The organism is Vibrio sp. 10N.222.47.A9, from assembly GCF_963872585.1.
Taxonomy (GTDB): Bacteria; Pseudomonadota; Gammaproteobacteria; order Enterobacterales; family Vibrionaceae; genus Vibrio; species Vibrio splendidus.
The window spans coordinates 25,447-52,060 of sequence record NZ_CAWNBB010000059.1; the positions used below are offsets into that span (position 1 = coordinate 25,447).

Consider the following 26,614-nt stretch of genomic DNA (forward strand, 5'->3'; position numbering starts at 1 on the left):
CTTTTTTACAGAGCTCTTGTCTTACAGAGCCCTTTTCTTTACAAAATCTGCTCTTTAAAAAACTTGTTCTTTAAAAACCTTGTTCTTTCGCCATCTTGATTGCGATTTGAGGCGCATTCCAAAGCGATGGCAGTAAGATTATGGACACCGGTACCGCTGTGATTACAATGAACGATTGCAGCGCAGAGATTCCGCCTGAACCTAGGGAAATCAGAATCAATGCTGTTACCCCCATCATCACACCCCAGAAAGTACGAATAATTGCGTTAGGCTCTGTCTCACCACTGACTACCACACTGATGGTGTAAGTCATTGAGTCACCTGTCGTTACGATGAAGATCGTCGTCAAGATCAAGAACAGAATAGAGATAAGCATTGGCATTGGTAGTTGCTGAGTTACTGCCAGTAGCGCGCCAGGTAAATTAAAGCCTTCGAACGCTTTACTTACGCTGCCTGGGTCTGCAATTTCAAACGCAAGGCCAGAACCGCCAACAATGGTGAACCAGAAACATGTTACGAACGGTGCAATAAGACTGATGGTTGAAACCAACTGGCGAATACTACGGCCGCGTGAAATACGTGCGATGAAGATTGCCATCATTGGGCCGTAACCTAAGAACCAACCCCAGAAGAATACTGTCCACCAGCTCAACCAACCTTCGTCACCACGGTATGTTGCCATTGGGATGAAGTTATCTATCATGCTGCCTACACCTTGGATGTAGCCATTGAAGATGAAGTTCGTTGGTCCGAAGATAAGGATGTAGACCATCAATGCCATTGCTAAAATTACGTTGTAACGGCTTAGCATTTGCATTCCGCGATTAAGACCACTTAATGCAGACAATGTGTAAAGCACGATAGCGAACAAGATAATGATTAGCTGAGTCGTGAAGCCATCTGGAATACCAAACAGTTCATTTAGAGCGTAGCTGACTTGCAAGCCTAAGAAGCCAATCGGACCGATGGTGCCCGCTGCTACTGCAACAATACAACATGCATCAATCAATGCGCCTGTATGGCCTTTCAGAGCTCTTTCGCCCAATACAGGGTAAAGAAGAATACGAGGTTTAAGCGGTAAGCCTTTGTCGTAGTGAAGGTGCATAACCACGATAGACGTTAAGCTACCAACGATTGCCCATGCAAGAAAACCCCAGTGCATGAATGATTGTGATAGAGCATTCACCGCGCCTTGTTGTGCATTTTCTTGTGCGCCATACAACGGAGGTGGACTCACATAGTGCGCGATAGGCTCTGCTGCCGCCCAAAATACGCCGCCACCCGCAAGTAGTGTACAGAAGATGATTGCCATCCAGCGGAAGCCATCCATCTCAGGCTTATCGATGCCACCTAGGATAACCTTGCCTGTTCGCCCTGCCGCTAGGCCAAGACCAATAAGAAAAGTCAGAAGAAGAAGCATTTGCCAATAAGGGCCGAACACTTTTACAGACCAAGCAAAACCCGTGTTTACTAGGCTTGATAACAGCTCGCCATCAAACAAAGCAAGGGCTACGAACAGAGCAATAAAGCCGCCGCTGTACCATAGTGCTGGGTTGGTTAGTCCTAATTTGTCTGAAGTAGATTCAGACTGTGTATTATTGTTTGCTGTGTTTGTTTGACCCGCATTTACGTTTGAAGATTTCACGCTATTGGTTAAATCAGACATACTCTGACTCCAGAGGTTTCTTTGCAGCTGTCACTTTAATGATGACTACAAGAGGTGTATTTAACACCTGCCCTATTGTTTTTTGTGTTGGGCAGGCTAATCCATGTTTGGGTTACCGCGTTGCGAAATAGACCGTTGTTCCTTTTGAATAGTGAAATTGGTTAAAACAGCACGTCTAAATGAACGTTTATTAGAAGGCTGCTAATTCGATGATTGCTAGTGAAAAAACACTTAACCCTTGCTTTGAGGCTCTAGGCCATCTTTCAAGAAGTTAAACCAGTTTTCTCCCAAGACTTGCCCAGCTTCAGACTCGCTGAAACCATGGCGCATCAATCCGTTATAGATGTTTTCCATACCCGCACTACCACAGAACCAAGGCAGCGCATCTGGCCAACCTGAGTTGTTTGCAGAGCCTTCACCATAGTCCATTGCTTTAGACCAACGACCATTTCTCATCCATTCAAGAACGGCTTGAGGTTGGTTTAAGCATAGGTCACTACCAATACCTAGGTGTTCTACGCCAACCATGTCAGCAGTCGTTGCAACCATTTGGCAGAAATCTTCCAACGTACATTGGCTGCCGTTTGGTAGGTGGAATGGGTATAAGCTGAATCCGATTAAGCCACCGCGTGCGGTTAGGGCTTTAATCACATCGTTTGATTTATTTCGTAATGCATCATGAGCAAACGTAGGGTTCGCGTGGCTGATACAAATAGGACGAGAAGACAGGTCAATCGCTTCAAGTGTTGAGCGTTCAGCGCTGTGAGACATATCGATGATCATGCCCACTCGGTTCATCTCTTCGATAGCCTGTTTACCAAAGCGCGTGATGCCTGTGTCGTTCTGCTCATAACAACCCGTCGCCAGTAAGCTTTGGTTGTTGTAAGTAAGCTGCATGATCAAAAGACCCTGCTGACGCATCACTTCGATAAGACCAATCTCATCATCGATTGGCGAACAGTTTTGAGCACCTAGAAAAATGCCGACTTTTCCCGTCGCTTTTGCAGTTTCAACATCAGCCATTGAATGAATCGGCATGATAATATCTGCATTTTGCTCGAATCTTAGATTCCACTCAGCAAAGCGAGATAAGGTTTCACGAGCTGTCTCGTGGTAAACCGCGGTAGCGTGAACTGCTGTAATGCCGCTCGCCTTTAGTGTTTGGAAATATTCTCTGTTCCAATTGCAGTATTGCAATCCATCTATAACAATCCGTTGCTGGTACATAACCACTCCTATTGAAAGCTCAGTGTTCTAGCTCGGTTTTGAAAACACGCTCAAATAACATGTTTTCAAAAATGGGTTAAATCACTTACTGGGTGCTCAGTCTTTGAAATCTACATTGATTGAGCGTAATTGGGTTTGGATGTTGGCCTGACTCTGTGAATCAGGCCAATTCGATAGCTGGATAGCTAGAGACTTAATATCTTCAGCTATCCAATTCTTATATAGAAAGCTGCTTAGTAAGGACGCTGGTAAGCTGTCTTCACCACTGTGTAGAACTCTTTCGCGTATTGACCTTGCTCACGAGGACCGAAGCTAGACTCTTTACGACCACCAAACGGTACGTGGTAATCGGTGCCTGCTGTTGGTAGGTTCACCATCACACAACCTGTTTGCGCTTGTTGCTTGAACATTGCGCTAGTACGTAGGCTTTGAGTAATAATGCCGCCCGTTAGACCAAAGCGAGTATCGTTTGTTGTCGCAATCGCTTCTTCTAGGTCAGCGACACGAATCACGCTTGCCATTGGTGCAAACACTTCTTCTTGGTTCACTTCCCAATCGTTCTTAGTGTTTAAGAACAGCGTTGGAGACATGTAGAAACCTTCGTGTTTCATGCTTAGGCGTTCGCCACCGAATGCTAGTTCACCGCCGCTTTGACGTGCTTTCTCAACCCAACCTAGGTTTGCTTCAAGTTGGTTGCCGTCAACAACAGGGCCCATAAACACGCCGTCTTCTAGTGCGTGACCCACTTTCAGCTCGCTCATACGTTTGATTAGTGCTTCAACGTATTGGTCGTGAATGCCATCCATAACCACTAGACGAGAAGATGCTGTACATTTTTGACCTGCGCCAGAGAATGAACCTGCAATCGTTGCATCAACGGCTGTTTGGATATCAGCATCATCTGCAACCACAAGTGCGTTCTTGCTGCCCATTTCTAGTTGGCAACGAACGAAGTTTGGCGCTGTAGCAGCCGCAACCTTACGACCTGTATCAACAGAACCAGTAAAGCTCACACCGTTCACCTCTTTAGAGTTGATCAGTGCATCACCTACTTTTGAACCACTACCTAGAACAAGGTTGAACGTGCCTGCTGGCATGCCTTGACGGTGGATAATTTCAGTTAATGCAACCGCACTTGCTGGTGTTAGGTTTGCTGGTTTCCAAATAACACTGTTACCGAAAGCAAGCGCTGGAGCGATTTTCCAAGCAGCAGTCGCTGTCGGGAAGTTCCAAGGAGAGATGATGCCGATAACACCCACCGCTTCACGAGTCACTTCAACAGAAACGCCAGGGCGTACTGATTCTGCGTTGTCGCCAATTTGACGAAGTACTTCTGCCGCAAAGTACTGGAAGAACTGACCTGCACGGTAAATTTCGCCACGACCTTCAGCAAAAGGCTTACCTTCTTCACGAGAAAGCAACGTACCTAGCTCATCACAACGTGCAATTAGCTCGTCACCAATCGCTTGAAGTACTGCTTGCTTACGTTCAATCGGCGTTTTTTCCCACTCTGGTTGAGCGTGCTTTGCCGCTGAAATCGCCTGTTGAACTTGGTCAGCACTTGCTTGTGCGAAGTTACCGATGTTTTCAGAAATATCTGATGGGTTAATGTTCGCAACGGTGCTTACACCCGCTTGCCATTCGCCGCCAATGTAAAGTGCGTTTTCTGCTTGAACATTCTGTAATTGAGTCATCATTCTGTCCTTGTAACGGTTAGGTTGCGTTTGAGCCTGGCAACCATCTGATTAATGAATAAAACGTTAATTTATATAAGAAATAACGTTTAAATCTTGTATCTAAAACTGAACCAAGACGCTTGTATCAATAAAGATCTTTACAGACAAATAGCTTTAATCCGCAAATTGCCTCAGTTCACAGTATCTTTATTCAGGTTGAGAGGCTGATGCGTAAACCACGAACTCAACCAACATTTCTTCTCTTGCTAACCCTGCAACGACGACCGCAGCACGGTTTGGATAAGGTGCATTGAAGTATTCTCCGTATACGCTGTTGACCGTTTTTAGATATTCACGGTCTGTCACGTAAATCAGAACTTGCAGCACTGAATCCATAGATTCGCCTGCACACTCCAACGTATGAACAAGGTTGTTAAAAGTCTGACGCGTTTGCGCTTCGATACCGCCTTCTACTACTGCGCCAGTTTCATCAATTGGAATCTGCGCTGTGTATAGAGTGCCGTTATTAACGATTGCCCACTCTAGTGGTGCTTTTGAAGCGAAAAGCTCGGTTTTTACTGGGTGTTTTTTAGTTTGTGCGTTCACGATTCCATCCAACTTTGTAACAACTATGTTTCAAGATGGTTAAATACTGCACCTTGACGACTGATAAATCTAACGGTAAATTTTGTGCATTTGATAAATAAAATCTATCACCTTTAAAAAAGTAAGGTATAGCAAGGCCTAGAGAAGGATTCCTGTCATGAGTATTAAGCTACAACAGTTAAAACATTTTGTTTTAGTGGTCGAAGAAGGCGGATTTAGAGCGGCATCTCACCGAGCAAATCGCTCGCAAGCGGCACTTTCAACATCGATAAAAGAGCTAGAAAAAATTCTCGGCCAACCACTGTTTGAAACGGGCAACAAATCGACGCTGACACCTTTTGGCGAAATATGTTTACCAAAAATCATTCAATTCTTAAATGTTTACAAGGCATTAGATAACGACCTCCGTGCTGCAGCAGCTGGCCAACAAGGGCGAGTTCGAATAGCGAGTGTCCCTTCAGTAGCCGCAAAACTAATCCCTAGTGTTTTAGGGGCTTTTTGCGAAAAGTACCCCAATGTTGAGGTCAGCTTAATTGACGATAATGCGGCAGGTGTGGAAGCGAGATTACTCTCTGGAGAGGTGGATGTTGCACTCGGAAATAGCTCCCATCTAGAAGAAGAGAGCATCGATTTCACGCCTTTGCTCTCTGACCCTATTGGTGTGGTCTGTCTCAAAGACAACCCCATCGCCTCTCAACGAGAGGGAATAGAATGGCAAACTTTGTTAAAACAACCCTTCATTCGCAACGGTACTTGTACCCTACTTGACCCAACACCCGCACGAATGCTCAGCGAACAGGCTCTGTATTCAGTAGAGAACATCACTTCGTTGTTTTCGGTGTTAGAACTCGGGATAGGCGTGACCACGCTACCTAAGCTGGCTTTCCCGACCAATGAAACCCGTTTGGTGTGGATCCCATTGATTGACCCACCCTTACAACGTCAGATCGGTATTTTCAGATTGGCTGACCGTACGATCTCGCCACAAGCACAAGCCTTTCATGACTTATGTATTCAATACCTAAGCTATGAAGAGTAATAGAGAAACATGAATGAAGGCGCTTCCTATAGGCCTATTGATACGACAAACATCTTTAGATTCCGATTATTTCTGTATTGAAACTGTGATTTCTGGGTCGATGCTCTACGAATTCGTCCGATAATAATTCGACCCAACCTCAGCGATACCTCTATTTTTGAGTCAATTAACCCGTACTTTCCATCTGCACGTATGTTTCCTCGCCCTCATCATTGACCCTAGATCTTGTTGCATCAGTGGTTGGGTGATGCATTTTTCATCAAATTTTCATCTTGAACCCGGTGCTGGGCGTGTTGATTTGCGTTCCAATACATCAATAATGAAAATATGATAACGATATTAAAAAATATTAGCTTAATGATAAGGAGCACCATACTGCTATTTCACTGCACAAACGAAACCTTCCAATCTCAACAAAATCTTGGTTATACCCCGCTTCGAATACCAACCCGTCATCACATTTAGAAAAGACTCTAAGTCATTGAATATGCTTATTTGATAACGTCATATCTTAATATTTTTTCTCTCTAATTTTCTGGGTAAAACCTCCCTTTTCTCGCTATAAACAAAGCATTTTAAATATTCATGGATTTAATAATAGAACTATTACTTTCATAAATGAAAAACACTTATTTCAAAAATGGAATTATTGATGCCGATATTTGTCGTTTTGATCACATAATTTTAGGCGTAGTTTATATTTTGTCGAAACGATAGCGAGTTAGTTTTTAACGTTTAATTTCGTCAGGAGATATAAAGCCAGAAAGATTATTTCTTTGTTAACAAGTAAAGGTTTATTAACAAGTCAAATTGCTATTAACAAGTAAGTGCTAGTAACAAAACATATTCAAACTGTGTTTTATATTGACTTACACTGTTAAATATAAGGTTTTATTATGAGGCTTAATGGGATAAGTAGCGACATCCTTGTTGCTGCTAAAAGAGTTGTTCTCTGCCAAATAGTATTAGCCGTCGGTGTAGTTTTATATGAAGTGTTTTTTGGTAATAAAGTAGATATGGAGTCTTCAGCTTTGGGTGTCGTAATCGCGATGTTACCACCGCTGTTTGGTTTTATATATGCAAGCCTTAAGGTGCACAAGAATCCTAATTATAGTTTACGTGACTTAATGCAAATGAGTCGTGTCGTGAAAATAACCTATACGTTCTTAATGTTTATCTTGGCATTCCAGTTTTTTAAATTGGATAACCCAGTAATATTATACGCGTATATTTTCACAATGATTGGGTACTTCTTAACACCATTTATTACTGCCTCTACAAGATCGGAGTACGTGTAGTATGGATCAAGTCACTACCGCTCACGAATACATAGAGCATCACTTAACCTTCTTAACTACAGGTGATGGTTTCTGGGCGTTCAACATTGACTCAATGTTGGTATCTTGGATCACGGGTTTACTGTTTATTGGAGCTTTTCGATATGTAGTGACCAAGGGCACTAGCGGTGTTCCAGGTCGTTTTCAATGTTTTATCGAGCTTATCTTTGATTTCGTTAACAACCTAGTCAAAGAGATTTTTCAAGCGGAGGATAAATTAATAGGGCCACTGGCATTAACCACTTTTGTTTGGGTGTTGTTAATGAATGCAGTCGACCTATTGCCTATAGATTTAATACCAGGGTTAACTCGTGTAATGGGTTTAGAACACTTTAGAGACCTACCGACAGCGGATGTAAATATCCCAATGTCGATGGCACTCGGTGTGTTTATTTTATTGTTAACTTATACGTTTAAAAATAAAGGTTTGAAAGGCTTTATCAAAGAGCTAACTACTCAGCCATTTGATAACCCTCTTTTATATCCTGTTAACTTTGTTCTTGAATTAATAACATTAATTTCAAAGCCAATATCACTAGGCTTACGATTATTCGGAAATATGTATGCAGGCGAGATGATATTCATCCTTATCGCACTAATGCCTTGGTGGATGCAATGGGCACTAAGTGTTCCATGGGCCTTATTCCACATATTAATCGTATTCTTACAAGCATTTATATTTATGGTACTTACCGTTGTTTACTTAGCAATGGCAACAGAAGAACACCACTAATTAATAACTAAAAAATTAACTAACACATTATTTATCGGAGATACAAATGGATATCGTAAGCGCAGTTTTATATGTAGCAGGTGCATTACTGATCGGTTTAGGTGCAGCAGGTGCAGCATCTGGTATTGGTAACTTAGCAGGTAAATACCTTGAAGGTGTTGCTCGTCAACCAGACCTTACTCCAATGCTTCGTACTCAATTCTTCATCATGATGGGCCTTGTGGATGCTGTACCGATGATCGGTGTTGGTATCGGTCTATACATCATCTTTGCCGTGGCTTAATTAAAAGCTTTGAAAAGATCGATTTGTAAATAATCAAGATTTAGTGAGGAAGGTATGAACTTAAATGCCAGCATGTTTGGTCAAGCAATCTCATTCGTGATTTTTGTTTGGCTATGCATGAAATATGTATGGCCCCCTCTCACCGCGATGTTAGACGAGCGCCAAAAAGAAATCGCTGATGGTTTACGCCACTCAGAGAATGCAGCGAAAGAGCTAGAACTAGCAAAATCAAATGGCGCTCAACTCGTCGCAGATGCGAAAAAAAATGTGACCGAACTGATTGAGCAAGGCAAAAAACGCCGCAACGAAATCATCACCTTAGCTCACCAAGAAGGTGAGCAAGAAAAGGCACGCATCTTAGAGCAAGGTAGAGCTGAGCTAGAAGGCGAACGTCAAAAGTTACGCCGTGAACTTCAGGCGGATATGGCAGATGCTGTTATTCAAAGTGCACAGAAATTGATTAGCAAAAACCTAGATTCTGAAACGAACCGAGCGTTAGTTGATCAAATGATAAGCGAACTCTAAACGGAGGCAATATGTCAGATTACACCAATATTGCTCATCCCTACGCTAAAGCATCGTTCGACTTTGCTTTAGGTGAAAACAAGTTACAAGAGTGGCACTCAATGCTGTCCATTCTTGTGACGGTAGCGGAAGAAGAAACGATCGCTAAACAGATTTCATCAGCAGAAGGTGTTCACACACAGCAATCTGAAGAACTGGTCAATCTCATCATTCACGTTTGCCAAGGACTCGTTGATGACCACGTCATTAATCTCATTAAAGTCTTGGCTGAGAATGGCCGTCTTGCAGTGATCAGAGACTTGTTTAACTTGTTCAGCGACCTAAAGGACGAACATGAACGTGTAATCCCTGTCACTGTCACCAGTTCAGAATTGCTTACACAAGATCAAGTTACATCACTCACTGCTGCACTTGAGAAGAAATTAGAACGTCAGGTTGAAATGGAACAGGTTATTGATGACTCGCTGGTTGGCGGGATCGTCATCAAGGCGGGTGAAACCGTCATCGATGGTTCTTTGAACACATCAATTAACCGATTAGCCCATCAACTTCACGCGAGATAGGTAACAATTATGCAATTAAATTCAAATGAAATCAGCGATCTAATCAAAGATCGCATCTCGAAATTTAATGTGAGCACCGAAGCTCGCAACGAAGGCACCATAGTCTCGGTTCGTGACGGCATCATTACCATTAACGGCCTTGCAGATGTCATGCAGGGTGAGATGATCGAGCTTCCAGGTGGCAAATACGCCCTCGCACTTAACCTTGATACCCACTCAGTCGGTGCCGTGGTTATGGGTCCCTACACTGACCTCTCGGAAGGTATGAAAGTGAAAGGGACAGGTCGTATCTTGGAAGTACCAGTCGGTAACGGACTTCTTGGCCGTGTAGTGAACACATTAGGCGAGCCAATCGATGGCAAAGGCCCAGTGAGTTGTGACCGACTCGACCCTGTAGAAGTAATTGCACCCGGCGTAATCGAGCGTAAGTCCGTCGATCAGCCCATTCAAACCGGTTATAAAGCCGTTGATACCATGGTGCCTATCGGTCGTGGTCAACGTGAACTTATCATCGGTGACCGTCAGACTGGTAAAACAGCGCTAGCCATCGATGCGATCATCAATCAGAAAGATTCTGGTATCAAATGTGTGTACGTGGCTATTGGCCAGAAAGCCTCCACTATCGCAAACGTTGTTCGTAAACTGGAAGACCACGATGCGCTTAAAAACACCATCGTTGTTGTCGCATCAGCATCAGAATCAGCCGCGCTTCAATACCTAGCACCCTATGCAGGTTGCACAATGGGCGAATACTTCCGTGACCGCGGTGAAGATGCACTGATCATCTATGATGACCTATCAAAACAAGCCGTCGCTTACCGTCAAATCTCATTGCTACTTAAGCGTCCACCGGGTCGTGAAGCTTTCCCTGGCGACGTATTCTACCTTCACTCACGCCTGTTAGAACGTGCTGCAAGAGTGAATGCGGAATACGTAGAGAAGTTCACGAACGGTGAAGTGAAAGGCCAAACAGGCTCACTGACAGCGCTTCCTATCATTGAAACTCAAGCGGGTGATGTATCTGCGTTTGTACCAACCAACGTAATCTCAATTACTGATGGTCAGGTTTTCCTACAAACCCAACTGTTTAACTCAGGCCTACGTCCTGCTGTTGACCCTGGTATCTCGGTATCTCGTGTGGGTGGCGCTGCACAGTGCAAGATCATCAAGAAACTGTCTGGTGGTATCCGTACATCGTTAGCTCAATACCGCGAGTTAGCCGCATTTGCTCAGTTCTCTTCTGACTTAGATGACATGACTCGTAAGCAGCTTGACCATGGTGAGCGTGTAACCGAACTGATGAAGCAAAAGCAGTACTCTCCAATGTCTGTCGCTGAGCAAGCAACGGTTATCTACGCAGCAGAAAAAGGCTATTTGGCTGACGTAGAGTTGAACAAGATTGCGCGTTTTGAAGAAGAATTGATTGCTTACGCGAAAGGTCAAAACCCAGAGTTGTTCGACACCATCAACGCTAATGGTGACTACAACGATGAAATTGATGGCGCTCTTGCAAAGCTTCTCGGTGACTTTGTAGCGTTGAAAGCTTGGTAAACGCTCCGGTTTGTTGGCTGGAAATCAAAACAAATTAGGAGCAGATAATGGCAAATACTAAAGAAATTCGCACCAAGATAGGCAGTGTTAGTAACACTCAGAAAATCACCAGTGCAATGGAGATGGTTGCGGCAAGTAAGATGCGTAAAGTTCAAGACAATATGACGCTAACACGTCCATATGCCGAGAACATGCGTAAAGTTATCTCTCATGTCGCATCAGGGTCGCTGGAATACCAGCACCCCTACCTTCAACAGCGTGAACCAAAACGCGTTGCTTACATCATTATTTCGTCCGATCGAGGCTTATGTGGTGGCTTGAACTCGAATTTGTTCAAGAAAGTGTTAGAAGAAATGGAGATGTGGCGTACCAAAGGCGTTGAAGTAGAAACGACCTTGATTGGTTCAAAAGCTATCTCATTTTTCCAACGCAGCGGCAATGTTATCGCGCAAACGTCAGGCCTTGGTGACGCGCCAAAATTAGAAGACATTTTAGGTACGGTTAACGCGATGCTAGGGCATTACGACGACGAAAAAATCGATAGTTTGTATCTCGTGTATAACCAGTTCATCAACACCATGGTTCAAGAACCAACGACCTTGCAGTTGCTTCCCCACCCTTCAGATTCTGAGGCCGATGGAGGTGCGAAAAAAGCACGTCGTTGGGACTACATCTATGAACAAGCACCAAGAGACATCCTCTCTGAGCTGTTACATCGATACATTGAATCGCAAGTGTATCAGGGCATCGTCGAGAGCATTGCCTGTGAGCAAGCAGCCCGAATGGTGGCCATGAAAGCGGCGACCGATAACGCAGGCCAACTCATCGATGATTTGCAGTTGGTATACAACAAAGCGCGACAGGCTGCCATTACCCAAGAACTGAGTGAAATAGTCTCAGGAGCTCAAGCTGTCTAAGGGCAGGAAAGAGTGGGTTAAGAATAGAATTTGAGGATTTAGAGATGAGTGTTGGAAAAATAGTTAAAGTTATCGGCGCGGTGGTAGACGTCGAGTTCAGCGGCGGCAACAGCCCACGCGTTTATGATGCATTGAAAGTGACTAGCGAGGAAGCAAGCTCGCTCGTATTAGAAGTTCAACAACAGTTGGGTGGCAGTATCGTTCGTTGTATTGCAATGGGTACGTCAGATGGCTTGCGCCGCGGCCTAACTGTTGAAAACACCGGTTCTCCAATCACCGTTCCTGTGGGCGAAGAAACTTTAGGCCGTATCATGAACGTTCTCGGTCAGCCCATCGATGAGTGCGGTGAAATCGGTCAAAAAGAAAGCTACGAAATTCACCGTGAAGCACCCTCTTATGAAGAACAAGCAAACAGCACTGAACTTCTTGAGACCGGCGTTAAGGTTATCGACCTTATCTGTCCGTTCGCTAAGGGTGGTAAAATCGGTCTGTTCGGTGGTGCTGGCGTAGGTAAAACCGTCAACATGATGGAGCTTATCAACAACATCGCAAAAGCCCACTCAGGTCTCTCTGTATTTACCGGTGTTGGTGAGCGTACTCGTGAAGGTAACGACTTCTACTACGAGATGAAAGAAGCCGGTGTACTAGACAAAGTGGCCATGGTTTACGGCCAAATGAACGAGCCACCGGGAAACCGTCTACGTGTTGCACTTACAGGCCTGACTATGGCTGAGCGCTTCCGTGATGAAGGTCGTGACGTACTGCTGTTCATTGATAACATCTACCGTTACACACTTGCGGGAACAGAAGTATCAGCACTGCTGGGCCGTATGCCTTCAGCAGTAGGTTACCAACCGACACTCGCTGAAGAGATGGGTGTGCTTCAAGAGCGTATCACTTCGACTAGACAAGGCTCTATCACGTCTATTCAAGCGGTATACGTACCTGCGGATGACTTGACTGACCCATCGCCAGCAACAACTTTTGCTCACTTAGATGCGACCGTTGTACTGTCTCGTAACATTGCGGCATTGGGCCTCTACCCTGCAATCGACCCATTGGATTCAACATCTCGCCAATTGGACCCGCTTGTGGTTGGCCAAGAGCATTACGACATTGCACAAAAAGTACAAACAACGCTACAACGCTACAAAGAGCTAAAAGACATCATCGCGATCCTTGGTATGGATGAGCTATCGACTGAAGACAAACAGACCGTATCTCGCGCTCGTAAGATTGAACGTTTCTTAACTCAGCCTTACCACGTAGCCGAAGTGTTCACTGGTCAGAAAGGTGTATTTGTACCGCTAAGCGAAACACTAAGAGGCTTTAAAGGCCTGTTAGGCGGCGAATATGACGATATCCCAGAGCAGGCATTCTTGTACTGTGGTTCTATCGACGAAGTGCTTAACAAAGCAAAATCACTCTAAGAGGCAGGTGCACCATGTCTATCGGAATTACAGATAATACATTTCAACTTAATATTGTAAGTGCGGAAGGTACGCTGTTTTCAGGTCCAGCGTATGCCCTAGCCGTTTCTGGCGCTGACGGTGAGCTGGGGATCCGCCCCGGTCACTCCCCGCTTCTCAGTAAGATCAAGCCGGGCGTCACAGTGTTTGTCACAGACCCTAAATCAGAGGGGCAAGTGCTCTATGTCTCTGGTGGGATGCTGGAAGTTCAGCCGGATGTGGTAACGGTGTTAGCCGATACTGCCTTGCACGGCCAAGATATTGACCGCGCTCGCGCAGAAGAAGCGAAATATGCAGCTCTAGAAAATATCAATAAGGGCAATGTAGACATCAATTTTGCACAAGCTCAACTTGAACTCGCAAAAGCCGTTGCTCAACTTCGCGCATCAGAACTGACGTCTTCTCGCACTCGCCACTGAGAATAGAACTTAGACGTTTGATGCTTAGTGCTTGATGTGTAAATAGTCTACCCACTTAAACATGATTTAAGTGGGTAGACTACATCAGGAACCCTTCTCTCCCCTCCAACTTCCCCTCCCTTTCAACCGTCCCTAATACATCCTTTTTCACCAACGCTTACACCATTATTTCTCAGCAAAACGCGCTTGGTGCGGGCCCAGTTCATGACCAAGAGGCTGTGTGAGTGAATGATAAAGCTCAGGCTTACGACCACGAATCCAGCGTCTGCCAGTACACATCTCCAACTCTTCCGCTTTTAGCTCCGCAATCACCATATCGTTATCAACGCTATCGGTCTCTGTGATGATTTCACCGTAAGGGCTTAAGATCATCGCATTACCGGTTCTAACTTCATCCATATCAACGCCGACACCATTACTAAACACCACAAACATACCGTTGTCGTGCGCTCTTGCAGGCAACCAACGCATTAACCACTCGCGGCCATTCTTGCCCTGCATTTCAGCACGAATCGCTTCTGGGTTTTCATCTCGGTTAAACCATAACTCTGGGTCAATACGCTTCATCGCATTCTGGCTTCGTGAATGACAACCGCCCGTTTGGTGTGGCGCAATCAATATATCTGCCCCTTTCAAAGCAGTGATCCTGACATTTTCGACCAAGTTGTTATCCCAACAAATCAAGATACCAACTTTGCAGCCATGCGGCGTATCGAACACCGTGTATTGGTCTCCACTGCTCATGTGAGAACTAACAAAGGTGTGCAGTTTTCGATGTTTCTGCACCTCGCCATTAGGCATGGCGAACACGTAGGTGTTGTATAGCTCGCCATCAGTACCCTGCTCGATCAAGCCTGCACCAACACTGATTCCAAATTGTGTTGCCAGTGAAATGAGTTTTTGAGTCGATTCACCGCTCGGTACAGGTTCCGCTAGCACTTCAATTTCATCGCGAGACAAAGCAGACACATGCCAATAACCGGTAATGCACATCTCTGGGAAACTGACGATCTCCACGCCACTGTCCGCAGCCTTTTGAACATATTGCTCTATAACCGATAAGTTATACGCCTTATCACCTGCGTGGTGGTTAAATTGAACCGACGCTACTTTGATGTCTTTCTTCATAATTCGTCCTCAAGCTTCGCTTTATCTGATTGGTATGAACCTAGTATAAAAAATCGATTCAATTCCATATAATGAAAAATATTCTCAATTCAATGAGCATTTTGAATGGAATTTGATCTACTGAAGGCATTTTGTCAGCTGGCTAAATCGGGCAATTACCGTTTGGCGTCAGAGAAGCTCTACATTACTCAATCGGCACTCACTAAAAAGATTCAAAGACTTGAATCCAACATTGGGGCATCTCTGTTTTCTCGTGGTAGAAATGGCGCAGAGCTGACGCACACAGGAAAAACGTTGCTGCCGGAAGCCCAACGTTTGGTTCATTCAATGCAGGCGTTTGAGCAGCTTTCAGGTTCGGTAGTAAAAGGGACTCAGGGGCATTTGAACATTGGCTTTGGTGTGTCCACTTATCATGAAGCGCCTAAACTAATTGCTGCGTATAAACAACAGCAGCCAAATGTTCACATCACCTTGAATGACACCCCTTCTAAGCAGCAGGCGGATGAGTTATTGAGTCACGAACTCGATATCAGCTTCAATCGGATACCCGACACTTCGGATTTAGATAGCCTAACGCTTTTCAATGATTCCCTTGTGATAGCGATACACAAAGATCTTCTCAAGCAAGCGCCAAGCAAAAATCACTTAATCTCTGAGTTATCGAAATGGCCTTATCTAAAGCTGGCCCAACAGCGTGGCCCCGGATTAGACAGACAGATTCAACAATATTGTCTTGCCAATAAAATCGACTTATCAAAGACACAAGAAGCCGACGACATTCTTACCCTGCTGGCGTTAGTTTCGGCCAATATCGGTTTCACTATTGTGCCTAGCAGTGCGCAGTTCATTAGTAACACCGATGTAGAATTCATTGCGTTAGAAGGTGAATACGGCACTTGGCCTGTCGGGTTGATATGGAATGGAGAGAGTGAAAACCCACTCAGGGATAGGTTTGTAGAGTTTGTGGCTCATCAAAAATAAAATTAGGTCAGGACCTAATTTACACCTACAAAAAAGGCTCACTAAATAGTGAGCCTTTTGATATCTGTTTAACGTAAAACCTGGGTCTAACGGTGCTTACGTTTCAAAGTAATAACTTTAGAAGAATTCAATCGAGTTACGGCCGCTTTTGTCGTCACGTGTTGGCTTCGGCGTATCCGCTTTCTTTTTCGGTTTGTTTTCTTTCTTCTTCTCTTTTTTCTCTTTCTTTGGTTCAGCCGTTGCGCTTAGCATTTCTGCTTTGCTTTTCTTAGATTCTTTCTTCTTAGAATCCTTTTTAGACTGACCTTTCTTCGCCTTGTTCTCTTTTTTAGGCGCTTCTTTCTTTTTCGGCTTTTCTGATTCTTCTTGTACTGGCTGATCACACACCACTACATAGTATTCTTGGTTGAATTCAAAGAAGTCGCCATCGTACATTTTACGACGCTTACGGGTTTCTAGCTCACCATTTACCGCTACGTAGCCTTCAGAGATGATGTGTTTAGCTTCTCCGCCACCACTCACTAGGTTAGCAATTTTAAACACTTTGTAGAGCTCGATTGGCTGTGATGAAACATCAATACCAATTGCTTCAATTTCAATCTCTTCGCCTTCTTCGCCCAGCTCTTGGCCTTCGTAATCAGCGTCTTCGTAATGTTCTTGGTCCATGGTGACCTCTACCTAAATATGTACTTCTGAAATATTGGGCGCAGTGTAATCTTAAAACAACTAAATGACCATGTTGAATTGATCAGGTCATTATTTGTTTTAGTGCTGACACCTTCGTTATAACACACCACCAACATTGGAAAGACTCACAAGTTGCTTGGTGTATTCATGCTGGGGATTACCAAACAAAGTCTCAGTGTCACCCTTCTCTATTACCTCGCCTGCTTTCATCACAATGGTGTAATGACACAAGGATTTCACGACATTCAGATCATGACTGATAAACAAATAGGTAAGGCCATACTTTTCTTGAAGTGACTTAAGTAAGTCTAGGACTTGCGCTTGGACGGTTCTGTCGAGTGACGATGTTGGTTCATCAAGCAAGATAAACTCTGGCTTAAGGATCAAAGCACGAGCAATCGCAATACGCTGCCTTTGGCCTCCAGAAAACTCATTCGGATAACGGTGGCGAGTTTCAGGGTCTAGGTCGACCTCTTTCATGACGTCACAAATGCGTTGGTCGAGTTCATTCTCATCCAATTGTTGATGCACTAACAAGCCCTCACCAATCACTTGAGCAACTGACATTCGAGGGTTCAACGCAGAAAATGGGTCTTGAAAGACCACTTGCATGCGGCTTCGAAACGGTAGCATCTGTTGTCGGTTTAAGCCTTGAATTTGTTCGTCTGCGTAAGTAATTGAACCTTCACTTTGCACCAATTTGAGTATCGCCATACCGGTTGTCGATTTACCTGAGCCACTTTCGCCAACTAAACCGATTGAGTGCCCTTTCTTCAAAGTGAACTCCATGTCTGTTACGGCTTTTACATGAGAAATGGTTCGCTTGAATAAACCGCCCGTAATCGGGAACCAAACACGAAGTTGATTAACATCGAGCAGAGGTTCACTTTCCGGAGAAACTGAAACGGGCAAGCCTTTCGGATCAGAGTTGATAAGCTTTTGCGTATAAGGGTGACCTGGTGCATTAAAGAGTGTTTGGCAGTCGTTACTTTCAACCAAGCGACCATCTTTCATTACTGCTACTCTGTCAGCAATTTTACGAACAATACTCAAGTCATGGGTGATAAAGAGCATCGCCATGCCCAGCTCTTGTTGCAGATCTTTTAACAGGTCGAGAATCTGCGCTTGTACCGATACATCCAACGCAGTCGTCGGCTCGTCAGCGATAAGCAGCTCTGGTTCGTTGATCAGTGCCATCGCAATCATCACACGCTGACGCTCTCCACCTGATAGCTCGTGCGGATAGGCTGAAATCTTTTGCTCTGGGTAGCGAATACCCACCTTGGAAAGCCACTCTATCGCCAAGGCTTGCGCTTTGTTGGTTCGCATTCCTCGGTGAATAGAAAGAGTTTCAACCAGCTGCTTACCGACTCTATGAAGTGGGTTCAACGACACCATAGGCTCTTGGAAGATCATACCAATGCGGCCACCACGAATCCCTCGCAATTGCCTTTCAGAACAATTCAGAATGTCGGTACCAGAGAAATTGATCTTACCATTCAAGTAGTGTGACGAGCCTTTAGGCAGTAGTTTCAGTACTGAATTAGCCGTAACCGATTTGCCTGAACCACTCTCGCCCACCAGCGCTAATGTCTCACCTTTGTATATTTCTAAAGAGACATCTTGCGTCACTTGTTCTATCGAGTCTTTACGCCCAAACCCTACCGACAATTTATCAATGGTCAGAACTGGAGATTCATTAGCAGCCTCTGCTGTTAACCCTGAAGTAGGAACTGTATTTGAAGTCATAACCTATCCTTACTTCTGTTGATGTGGGTCGAAAGCATCACGCACCGCTTCACCAACGAAGACAAGTAACGTCAACATCAGAGAAAGTACGACGAAAGCAGAGATACCAAGCCAAGGCGCTTGCAAGTTAGCTTTACCTTGCGCCAATAGCTCACCTAATGAAGGCGAACCTGCAGGAAGACCAAAGCCTAAGAAATCTAACGACGTTAATGTGGTGACCGAGCCTGAAAGGATAAACGGCATCATGGTTAACGACGCCACCATCGCGTTGGGTAACATGTGACGAAGCATAATGCGTTTGTCATCAACACCCATGGCTTGCGCGGCTCTTACATAATCAAAGTTTCGACAGCGTAGGAATTCAGCTCGAACAATCCCCACCAAACTCATCCAACTGAAGAGCACCATTATTCCGAGCAGCCACCAGAAGTTCGGCTCAATAAAACTCGATAGAATGATCAGCAAGAACAGGGTCGGCATACCAGACCAGACTTCAATAAAGCGCTGCCCAAACAAATCGACCCAGCCACCGTAATAACCTTGCGTTGCCCCGACTACGACACCGACCACGCTCGATACAATCGTCAGAATGAAACCAAACAGAACAGAGATACGGAACCCATAAATGATGCGGGCCAATACATCTCGCCCTTTATCATCGGTTCCTAACCAATTCACTGAATCTGGTTCCGATGGCACCGCGCCTGAAATATCGAAGTTTATCGTATCGTAGCTAAAAGGAATGATTGGCCACACGATGTAACCGCTGTCTTCTATTAGTTCGATAACATACGGGTCCTTGTAATCCGCTTCGGTTTCAAACTCGCCGCCAAATTCGGTCTCGGCATACTCATTAATGACAGGTACAAACCACTGATTATCATAAGAAACCAAGAGTGGCTTATCGTTGGCGATGATCTCAGCGAACAGGCTCAATCCAAACAAGATGGTAAATATCCAAAGGGAGATAAAACCACGTTTGTTTGCTTTAAAACGTAACCAACGAGCTTCAGCTAAAGGGTTGTTAAACATTTATTATCAATACCTTTTTATTCATTCGCCATTAACGCGCTTCAAAATCAATTCGAGGATCAACCCAGGTATACGTCAGGTCGGAGATAATACTCAGCACCAAACCAAGCAAGGTCATGATATAGAGAGAACTGAACACCACTGGGTAATCTCGTTGAATGGTCGATTCAAAGCCGAGCAGGCCGATGCCTTCGAGTGAAAACATCACTTCAATCAACATAGAACCCGTGAAGAAAATACTAATAAATGCGCTCGGGAAACCGGCAATAATGATCAACATCGCGTTACGGAAAACATGCTTGTAGAGAATACTGCTCTCGTCCAAACCTTTCGCTCGCGCGGTCACTACATATTGCTTATTGATTTCATCAAGGAAGGAGTTTTTGGTCAACATGCTAAGTGTTGCGAAACCACCGATGACCATCGCAAAAATAGGCAAAGCTAAGTGCCAGAAATAGTCGCCTATTTGCTGATACCAATTGAGCTGGTCGAAGTTACTCGACACTAACCCACGCAATGGGAACCAACTGAAGTAGTTACCACTCGCAAACAAAATAATCAGGATAATCGCAAACAAGAAACCTGGAACGGCATAGCCAACAATCACCACCGCACTCGACCAAATATCAAAGCGAGAGCCGTGATGTATCGCCTTCATGATGCCTAAAGGTATCGAGATCACGTAGATGATTAAGGTACTCCATAACCCCAAGGAGATGGAAACAGGCAGTCGCTCGATGATCAAATCAATAACGTTGCCGCCTTTAAACAGGCTTTCACCGAAGTTAAAGGTCGCGTAATTTTTCAACATGTCGAAGTAGCGAACATGAATCGGCTTATCAAAACCAAACTGCTTTTTGATCTCTTCAACCACTTCAGGATCAAGCCCGCGAGAGCCTTTATAGCCACTGGCAGACGCTTGGTCACTTTCGCTTAAATCAACTTCTTGTCCACCACCAGAAAAACGCTCCATGATGCCAGAGTTATGCCCTTCTAATTGAGCAACGGCTTGCTCTACCGGACCACCCGGAGCGATCTGGATGATGAAAAAGTTGATGGTGATGATCGCCCACAGCGTGGGGATCACCAACAGTAAACGCCGAAATATATACGCGGCCATGCTAACTAACTCCTAGCGACGTTTTTCAGGAAGCAAAGCCGCCTTCTCTTCTGAAATCCACCATGTATCGATACCTAAATCGTATTTAGGCAATACATCTGGACGCTCAAACTTGTCCCACATTGCAACGCGATATTCACCAACGTGCCATTGAGGGATATTGTAGAAGTTCCACTGCAATACACGGTCTAGCGAACGACCTAACGTAAGCAGCTTTTCAGGGTGCTGTTGGTTACGCGCAATTTCTTCTGTTAACGCGTCAACCACCGGATCCATTACACCTGCAGTATTGTAAGTAGAATCAATGTAGTTAGAGTTCCAAACAATCATTAAGTTCGGGCTAGGATAAGGGTTTGCGGAAAATGAAGACGACACCATGTCGAAATCACGATCACGCAAGCGCTTGATGTACTGAGTGGTATCGATGGTACGGATCTTCATCTCGATACCCATGCGTTTCAGGTTTTTTTGAACCGGTGTTGCGATACGCTCGGTAGTTGGGCTGTAAATCAGCAACTCAAATGACATCGGCTTGCCGGTCTTTTCGTTGGTCATCACTTTGTCTTTCAATACCCAACCCGCTTCTTTCAGCAGTTTGAAAGCGGTACGCATTTGGCTACGAATACGGCCGCTGCCATCGGTTACTGAAGGTTGGAATTCTTCGGTAAACACTCGCGGTGGAATCTGATCTTTGTACTGAGACAACAACTCAACTTCAGCTTCGCTTGGTAAGCCTTTCGCTTCATAGTCAGTGTTTTGGAAGTAACTACGAGTCCGTTTGTACTGACCATAAAACATGTTCTTGTTCATCCACTCAAAGTCCATCGCGTACGTTAACGCTTCACGAACTTTAGGATCAGAGAACACTGGAGATTGAATATTGAAGACAAAACCTTGAGTCGTTTCAGGCTTCTCATGATTGATCTCTTCTTTAATGATGTAGCCTTTATCGAAGTTTGCGCCAGTGTAAGAGTTGGCCCAGAACTTAGCCGAGTTCTCAGTTCGAAGATCGAACTCCCCTGCTTTAAACGCTTCCAGCATTACCGTGTCATCGCGATAGTAATCGTACTGCACTTGCTTGAAGTTATTACGGCCAACGTTGACTGATAGGTCTGCTGCCCAGTAGTTTTCATCTAGGCCGTAGGTCACACTTTGCCCAGATTTATAGCTAATGATCTTATAGGGACCACTACCGACTGGTGGCTCGCTTAGAGGCTCAGACAGTTTTCTGTCTTTCCAGAAATGTTCCGGCAATACACGAGTGCTTTGCGCAAAGCTAAACAGTTTTTCGCGGTTTGGACTGTTCATTTCAATACGAACAACCAAATCAGAGACCGCTTTTACTGACTTAATCTCTTTGTAATACACACGATACTGAGGCACACCTTCTTTTGAAAACTTGTCAAAAGTGAAGGCAACATCATGCGCGGTGATAGGCTCGCCATCTTGGAATTTAGCATTTGGGTTGATGTCGATTTCCATCCAAGTGAAATCACTGGCGTAGCGAACCTTTGAAGCGATCAATGGATAATACGCATCAATCTCGTCGCTCGGAGAAAACATCAAGGTATCGTAAATCTCACCGGTGTAACTTGCAGCAACGCCGCGGGAACCGAATCGATTAAAGCTATCGTACGTACCTATGCTGCCATAGGTCACTTTGCCCTGCTTTGGCGCATCAGGGTTAACGTAATCGAAGTGAGTAAAATCGGCTGGATATTTTGCTTCACCAAAACCAACCAGTTGTGTGGTTTCAATAACGGTGACAGCAGGAGTGGATTGGGTATCAGAAGCGTAAGTAACGGAGGGGTGTAAAACAATAAGCGGCAACATGACTGCACAGGAATTTAAATTAGACCTGAAAAACTGAGTGCGCTGCGAGGCTTTGCGTCGAAAAACTGTTCCCATTTGACTCTCCCTTCAAATGTTATGAATTCGATATTCAAGTTGATTAATCGGCTTTGAATGCATGCCGTTAAATCAAGTATAGGTTCAAATCTAACATCATGTAATAACTAATAAAACCATCAGCACTCCATCTCTGACGGTTTATTTACAAATTACTCGGTTCAGTCTAAAGAATAAAACACGCTAGCACCGAAGCTGGACCAGTGACTAGCGCGAAGTATAGTGAAGTGGGTATTAACTATTGAACGTGGTATTAACTACTGTACGCGATACGCATCAAAGATGAGTTGACCAATTTCATTTATCACAGTGTCACGCTCTTGAATGGTTAACTCGGTTTCTGTAAGAGAGATACTGATTATTAACGGAGCGCGAGTTTCACTCCACACGATAGCCGTGATAGCACGTGAGCCATAAGCGCCCGCTCCAGACCTATCGGCAATATTCCAACCATCCGGCAGAATCGAACGGATCATCCCATCGGAGACTTTATTATCCATCATCCAAGTCTTTAGCTGAGCTTTAGATTCTTCTGATAGCACGTTGCCATACACCAATTCGTTTAACGTTTTTACCATAGTGTTTGGTGTCGTGGTGTCACGCTCATCGCCCGGACGAGCATGATTCAAATCGGGTTCGATATGGTCAAGACGCGTTTCGCGGTCTCCGATTGAACGCAAAAACTCTGTTAACCCGTTAGGCCCATCAATACCAGCTAACACTATATTAGCGGCCGTGTTGTCGCTCATTTCCATGGTTGCAGCACATGCACCTGTGAGTGAGATTTCTTTACCGACAAACGCTTTAGTCATCGGAGACCAAGCAATAAGCTCATCAGATTTAACCCCAACCTTAGATTCTAAATATAACCCTTCATTTTCATGGTCATAAAGAAGATTCGCGCACGCTAAAGTTTTAAAGGTGCTCATCATTGGAAAACGTTCATCGCCCTTATAACTCCATGTTTGCTCAGTCGCGGAATCATAAACTGCGACACCAATGCGCGCTGATACACGAGACTCGATTTGCTCAATAGACTCAGGATCCAAAGAATGACTCAATGACGATGTAGAGAAGAAAGCGCTCAACAGCAAAAGAGCGAGAGAGGTATATTTTTTCATTGTGAAACCATAAAAAGCGATCGATTGATCGTAGATAAAATTAAACTCGACACCTAAAGAGCATCGAGCAGAGAAAATCCAAGCAGAAAGCGACAACCTTCGCTAGATCAAATGAAAATAACTGACTAAACCCAAACAATATCTCAGTATTTTAGATATCCTTAAAGAAGTGATTTCAATAGGATTCAACCTTGAATAAACCAAACCACATAACATTCGCAACGTTCAATCTTTTGAACTACCTCGAACCACCGAATGCTTACTATGATTTTGAGAACATCTACAGCTTCGATGAATGGCAGAAGAAACAGCACTGGATGGCTGAAACGATTCGTTCATTAGATTGTGATGTGATTGGCTTTCAAGAGATATTTAGCCCGCAGTCTTTAGAGCAATTGATGAATGAACTTGGCTACCCTTACTTTGCTGTTGTCGATAGTGCACACGTTGAGGATGACTACTTATATACCTCACCTGTCGTTGGTATCGCTTCCCGTTACCCGATTGAAAACGTGCAGCCTGTTACGCCAGATTCGAAGTTACTGAAAGCGTTCAACCTTAGTAACAACTTCTCATTCAACCGAACACCTGTTCATGCCACGATTACGTTGCCTCATTTAGGTTCAACCGACTGTTATGTTGTGCATTTCAAATCACAGCGTCCGACGGAGCCAAGAACTGAATCTGTCGATTCGGATAACGCTCAGCAAGGTGCAAAGCCACAAAGTGACACGCTCACTCGCTTCCACCAAGAACAACTTGGCTCTTGGTTATCGAGTGTTCAACGTGGCCTTGAAGCTCAGATGCTGCATCAATACATCACCAATCATCGCTACCAAACCGATCAGCCTGTTGTGTTGATGGGTGACTTTAATAAACCATTATTCCACGATGAGTTTAAAGGGCTGTTGAGTTACGCAATAAACCGAGACGAAAACAGCAAGCATTGGCTTTCCCACTTCCGCTTAAAAGACAGCTGGGATATTTATCATCAATTGCATGAACAAGACTTGCTTGAACAGCGTAAACCAACCCATTATTACGGAGCTTCTGGGTCTGTACTGGATTACATTTTGATGTCGAACGAATTCGATTGTCAGAACTCTTCAAGTTTGATGGAATTGTCTGATTACACAGTGGTCGATCATCACCTCATCAATCCAAGCTTCGAACACGATCAATTCAGTACGGACCATGCCATCGTTGCTGTAACCGCTCATATTCGAGAAGCTTAACTGCCCGATGCAGGTTCGCTTTAAAACAGGCGTCTTACCTAATCCGAACATGTAAAAACGCAAGCTGTAACAGACAGAAAAAAACCGCAGTCAAAAACTGCGGCTTTCCACTTTAGCCAAACGGGTTGAGCCAACCGACGCCCCATTTAGAACCGATTTACCGTTTAGCAAGGTGTTAAACTTAGAATGTGTACATTGCGCCTAAGTAAAAAGAGTCCAGAACAACGGTTTCTTCTGTCTTGTGTCCGTTGTCGTTATCTTCGATGTCAAAAGCATCGGCTTCGTACGCTAGGCGAAAGCTCAACGAAGACATTGTAGGTGGTGTATATTCAACACCAACACCCATACGGATGCCGTCTCCCGTATCATCAAAACCACTTTCTGAAGGGCGAGAGCCGTCTGCAAGCTTCATGTCTAGATCAATAGTCGATAAACCGATAGTACCAAATGGACGAACGCCATTATCAAACGTGTAACCAAGATTAGCCGTTACTGAAAAGATTTGAGGTGTCCAAGTGAAACCATCATTACGACCTGGTGATTTAGCAACAACATCACCAAAGTCCGTGTATTGCGCTTCAATCGCAACGATGCGATTAAATTTGTAACCTGCAATCAAACGATATGTGTTGTCTTCTGCTTCAAAGCTAACGGGTACATTTACAGAATCAAACATGCCACCGTCATCCACACCAGACGTACCGATTGCACCGCCTAGGTAGAAACCGCTGTCCGCTGCCATTACGTTGTTTGCTGAAAATACTGACATCATTGCGATGCTTAGAAGAAATTTTTTGTTCATTACGGCTTGACCTTACTTAATGCAAATCAAGATTGTTACGCCTTCCTGTGCTGCACAATCTTGTTAGAGTTATCCGACACCCCGTCGAATTAGCAAGCAGGTTAATCTCACAGAAAACAAAAAAATAAATAAAAATATAATCACTTTGTAATCTCATACAACACAATCAGTTATAGCTAAATAACCATATGAATAATCGACAAATAAAATCTATCTATTTCTTAAAAAAACCTCCCATCAATTTTCAAACCATCCCATTTTTAGATTTTATTCGTGCAGACTTACGCATGCTTACTTTCAACAGTGACGTTATTTTGCATAATCCGCGCGCTTTATCTGCTATCCCAACCCACTCCTCCACAATGAAGAATGAGAAAGATCGAAAAACAATGAATAACGAAATCCACTTTGGCGACCTAACTCTTAATGTAGATACTCGAAACATCACTAACAAACAGGGGAACAAGATCTATTTACGTCACCACTTGTTTTCCGTGCTTTGTCTACTGTCGAAAAGCGCCGGACAACCCATCCCTAGAAAAGACATCGTGAACGCATGTTGGGGAAACGAAACGGTGCCGACACAAGCACTAACCAATGTCATTTATTGCTTAAGGAATGTTTTTGTTCGCTTGAGAGCATCTAACATCAAAATTGTTACGATTCCTCGATATGGCTATACGTTGTTCGTCATACCCAATACAAATGAAGCTGGATATGTAGCAATAGACCCCCCCCTTAAAACCTCCCCTATAGAATCTGTTCAAAATGTTCCGGTGAATAAACTTTAGCTCCCTTTGCCTTAAGTTAACGTTACGTTGCCTTACCTTCTTAATTGCC

25 protein-coding genes are annotated in these 26,614 nt (G+C 44.3%); 13 read left to right on the forward strand and 12 right to left on the reverse strand.

The window, feature by feature from the left end; genetic code table 11:
• Positions 1–70: 70 nt before the first annotated feature.
• The 4 genes from AACT19_RS19745 to AACT19_RS19760 form a co-directional block, all read right to left on the reverse strand.
• On the reverse strand, positions 71–1,666 hold the full coding sequence (locus AACT19_RS19745; protein ID WP_004730416.1) for a BCCT family transporter: 1,596 nt from the start codon (positions 1,664–1,666) through the stop codon (positions 71–73).
• A gap of 231 nt (positions 1,667–1,897) precedes the next feature.
• Positions 1,898–2,893: a membrane dipeptidase gene (locus tag AACT19_RS19750; protein WP_004730415.1), complete on the reverse strand. Its 996-nt coding sequence runs from the start codon at positions 2,891–2,893 to the stop codon at positions 1,898–1,900.
• A gap of 233 nt (positions 2,894–3,126) precedes the next feature.
• Positions 3,127–4,587 carry an aldehyde dehydrogenase family protein gene (locus AACT19_RS19755; RefSeq protein WP_004730413.1) on the reverse strand — a complete coding sequence of 487 codons (1,461 nt, stop codon included), beginning with the start codon at positions 4,585–4,587 and terminating at the stop codon, positions 3,127–3,129.
• Between the two features lie 189 nt (positions 4,588–4,776).
• Positions 4,777–5,175, reverse strand: coding sequence for a RidA family protein (locus tag AACT19_RS19760; protein WP_004730412.1), 399 nt, complete (start codon positions 5,173–5,175; stop codon positions 4,777–4,779).
• Positions 5,176–5,332: 157 nt separating this feature from the next.
• On the opposite strand from AACT19_RS19760, the gene AACT19_RS19765 reads away from it, so the two are divergent.
• The 10 genes from AACT19_RS19765 to AACT19_RS19810 all read left to right on the forward strand — a co-directional run bounded on the left by AACT19_RS19765 (position 5,333) and on the right by AACT19_RS19810 (position 14,011).
• Positions 5,333–6,214 (forward strand): LysR family transcriptional regulator, encoded by an 882-nt coding sequence (locus AACT19_RS19765; RefSeq protein ID WP_004730410.1) that lies wholly within the window; start codon positions 5,333–5,335, stop codon positions 6,212–6,214.
• 896 nt (positions 6,215–7,110) lie between these two features.
• Positions 7,111–7,512 carry a hypothetical protein gene (locus AACT19_RS19770; RefSeq protein WP_004730409.1) on the forward strand — a complete coding sequence of 134 codons (402 nt, stop codon included), beginning with the start codon at positions 7,111–7,113 and terminating at the stop codon, positions 7,510–7,512.
• A 1-nt stretch (position 7,513) separates the two neighbouring features.
• Positions 7,514–8,284: a F0F1 ATP synthase subunit A gene (gene atpB / locus AACT19_RS19775; RefSeq protein ID WP_017082381.1), complete on the forward strand. Its 771-nt coding sequence runs from the start codon at positions 7,514–7,516 to the stop codon at positions 8,282–8,284.
• A gap of 46 nt (positions 8,285–8,330) precedes the next feature.
• Positions 8,331–8,567, forward strand: coding sequence for a F0F1 ATP synthase subunit C (gene atpE / locus AACT19_RS19780; RefSeq protein WP_004730405.1), 237 nt, complete (start codon positions 8,331–8,333; stop codon positions 8,565–8,567).
• A 54-nt stretch (positions 8,568–8,621) separates the two neighbouring features.
• Positions 8,622–9,092, forward strand: a complete 471-nt coding sequence (locus AACT19_RS19785) for a F0F1 ATP synthase subunit B (protein WP_004730401.1) — start codon at positions 8,622–8,624, stop codon at positions 9,090–9,092.
• 11 nt (positions 9,093–9,103) lie between these two features.
• Entirely contained in the window at positions 9,104–9,655 is a 552-nt protein-coding gene (locus AACT19_RS19790; protein ID WP_009844933.1) for a F0F1 ATP synthase subunit delta, read from the forward strand.
• 9 nt (positions 9,656–9,664) lie between these two features.
• A complete protein-coding gene (gene atpA, locus AACT19_RS19795; RefSeq protein ID WP_009844932.1) occupies positions 9,665–11,206 on the forward strand; it encodes a F0F1 ATP synthase subunit alpha in 1,542 nt (513 codons plus the stop codon).
• Between the two features lie 47 nt (positions 11,207–11,253).
• A complete protein-coding gene (atpG, locus tag AACT19_RS19800) occupies positions 11,254–12,123 on the forward strand; it encodes a F0F1 ATP synthase subunit gamma (RefSeq protein ID WP_012600781.1) in 870 nt (289 codons plus the stop codon).
• 44 nt (positions 12,124–12,167) lie between these two features.
• Positions 12,168–13,553, forward strand: a complete 1,386-nt coding sequence (gene atpD / locus AACT19_RS19805; protein ID WP_004730394.1) for a F0F1 ATP synthase subunit beta — start codon at positions 12,168–12,170, stop codon at positions 13,551–13,553.
• A gap of 14 nt (positions 13,554–13,567) precedes the next feature.
• On the forward strand, positions 13,568–14,011 hold the full coding sequence (locus AACT19_RS19810) for a F0F1 ATP synthase subunit epsilon (protein ID WP_076648367.1): 444 nt from the start codon (positions 13,568–13,570) through the stop codon (positions 14,009–14,011).
• 165 nt (positions 14,012–14,176) lie between these two features.
• On the opposite strand, the gene AACT19_RS19815 is transcribed toward AACT19_RS19810, so the two are convergent.
• Positions 14,177–15,139 (reverse strand): nitrilase family protein, encoded by a 963-nt coding sequence (locus tag AACT19_RS19815; protein WP_076648369.1) that lies wholly within the window; start codon positions 15,137–15,139, stop codon positions 14,177–14,179.
• 105 nt (positions 15,140–15,244) lie between these two features.
• Here AACT19_RS19815 and AACT19_RS19820 point away from each other — a divergent pair, with 105 nt between their 5' ends.
• Positions 15,245–16,120, forward strand: a complete 876-nt coding sequence (locus tag AACT19_RS19820) for a LysR family transcriptional regulator (RefSeq protein ID WP_076648372.1) — start codon at positions 15,245–15,247, stop codon at positions 16,118–16,120.
• 117 nt (positions 16,121–16,237) lie between these two features.
• Here AACT19_RS19820 and AACT19_RS19825 read toward each other — a convergent pair whose 3' ends face one another.
• The 6 genes from AACT19_RS19825 to bla form a co-directional block, all read right to left on the reverse strand.
• Positions 16,238–16,786, reverse strand: a complete 549-nt coding sequence (locus AACT19_RS19825; protein ID WP_012600784.1) for an RNA-binding S4 domain-containing protein — start codon at positions 16,784–16,786, stop codon at positions 16,238–16,240.
• 117 nt (positions 16,787–16,903) lie between these two features.
• Positions 16,904–18,556: a microcin C ABC transporter ATP-binding protein YejF gene (yejF, locus tag AACT19_RS19830; RefSeq protein WP_076648373.1), complete on the reverse strand. Its 1,653-nt coding sequence runs from the start codon at positions 18,554–18,556 to the stop codon at positions 16,904–16,906.
• Between the two features lie 9 nt (positions 18,557–18,565).
• Positions 18,566–19,588, reverse strand: coding sequence for an ABC transporter permease (locus AACT19_RS19835; RefSeq protein WP_004730360.1), 1,023 nt, complete (start codon positions 19,586–19,588; stop codon positions 18,566–18,568).
• Positions 19,589–19,619: 31 nt separating this feature from the next.
• Complete coding sequence (locus AACT19_RS19840; RefSeq protein ID WP_004730359.1) at positions 19,620–20,708, reverse strand: microcin C ABC transporter permease YejB; 1,089 nt, start codon at positions 20,706–20,708, stop codon at positions 19,620–19,622.
• A gap of 12 nt (positions 20,709–20,720) precedes the next feature.
• Positions 20,721–22,616, reverse strand: coding sequence for an extracellular solute-binding protein (locus AACT19_RS19845; RefSeq protein WP_076648375.1), 1,896 nt, complete (start codon positions 22,614–22,616; stop codon positions 20,721–20,723).
• Between the two features lie 257 nt (positions 22,617–22,873).
• Complete coding sequence (gene bla / locus AACT19_RS19850; RefSeq protein WP_076648377.1) at positions 22,874–23,737, reverse strand: class A beta-lactamase; 864 nt, start codon at positions 23,735–23,737, stop codon at positions 22,874–22,876.
• Between the two features lie 191 nt (positions 23,738–23,928).
• Between bla and AACT19_RS19855 the strand changes: the two genes are divergently transcribed.
• Positions 23,929–24,972: an endonuclease/exonuclease/phosphatase family protein gene (locus AACT19_RS19855; RefSeq protein ID WP_076648379.1), complete on the forward strand. Its 1,044-nt coding sequence runs from the start codon at positions 23,929–23,931 to the stop codon at positions 24,970–24,972.
• Positions 24,973–25,153: 181 nt separating this feature from the next.
• Here the strand turns inward: AACT19_RS19855 and AACT19_RS19860 are convergent, their stop codons facing one another.
• A complete protein-coding gene (locus tag AACT19_RS19860; protein WP_017092018.1) occupies positions 25,154–25,774 on the reverse strand; it encodes a porin family protein in 621 nt (206 codons plus the stop codon).
• Positions 25,775–26,163: 389 nt separating this feature from the next.
• On the opposite strand from AACT19_RS19860, the gene AACT19_RS19865 reads away from it, so the two are divergent.
• Positions 26,164–26,565 (forward strand): winged helix-turn-helix domain-containing protein, encoded by a 402-nt coding sequence (locus AACT19_RS19865; protein ID WP_076648399.1) that lies wholly within the window; start codon positions 26,164–26,166, stop codon positions 26,563–26,565.
• Positions 26,566–26,614 lie beyond the last annotated feature (49 nt).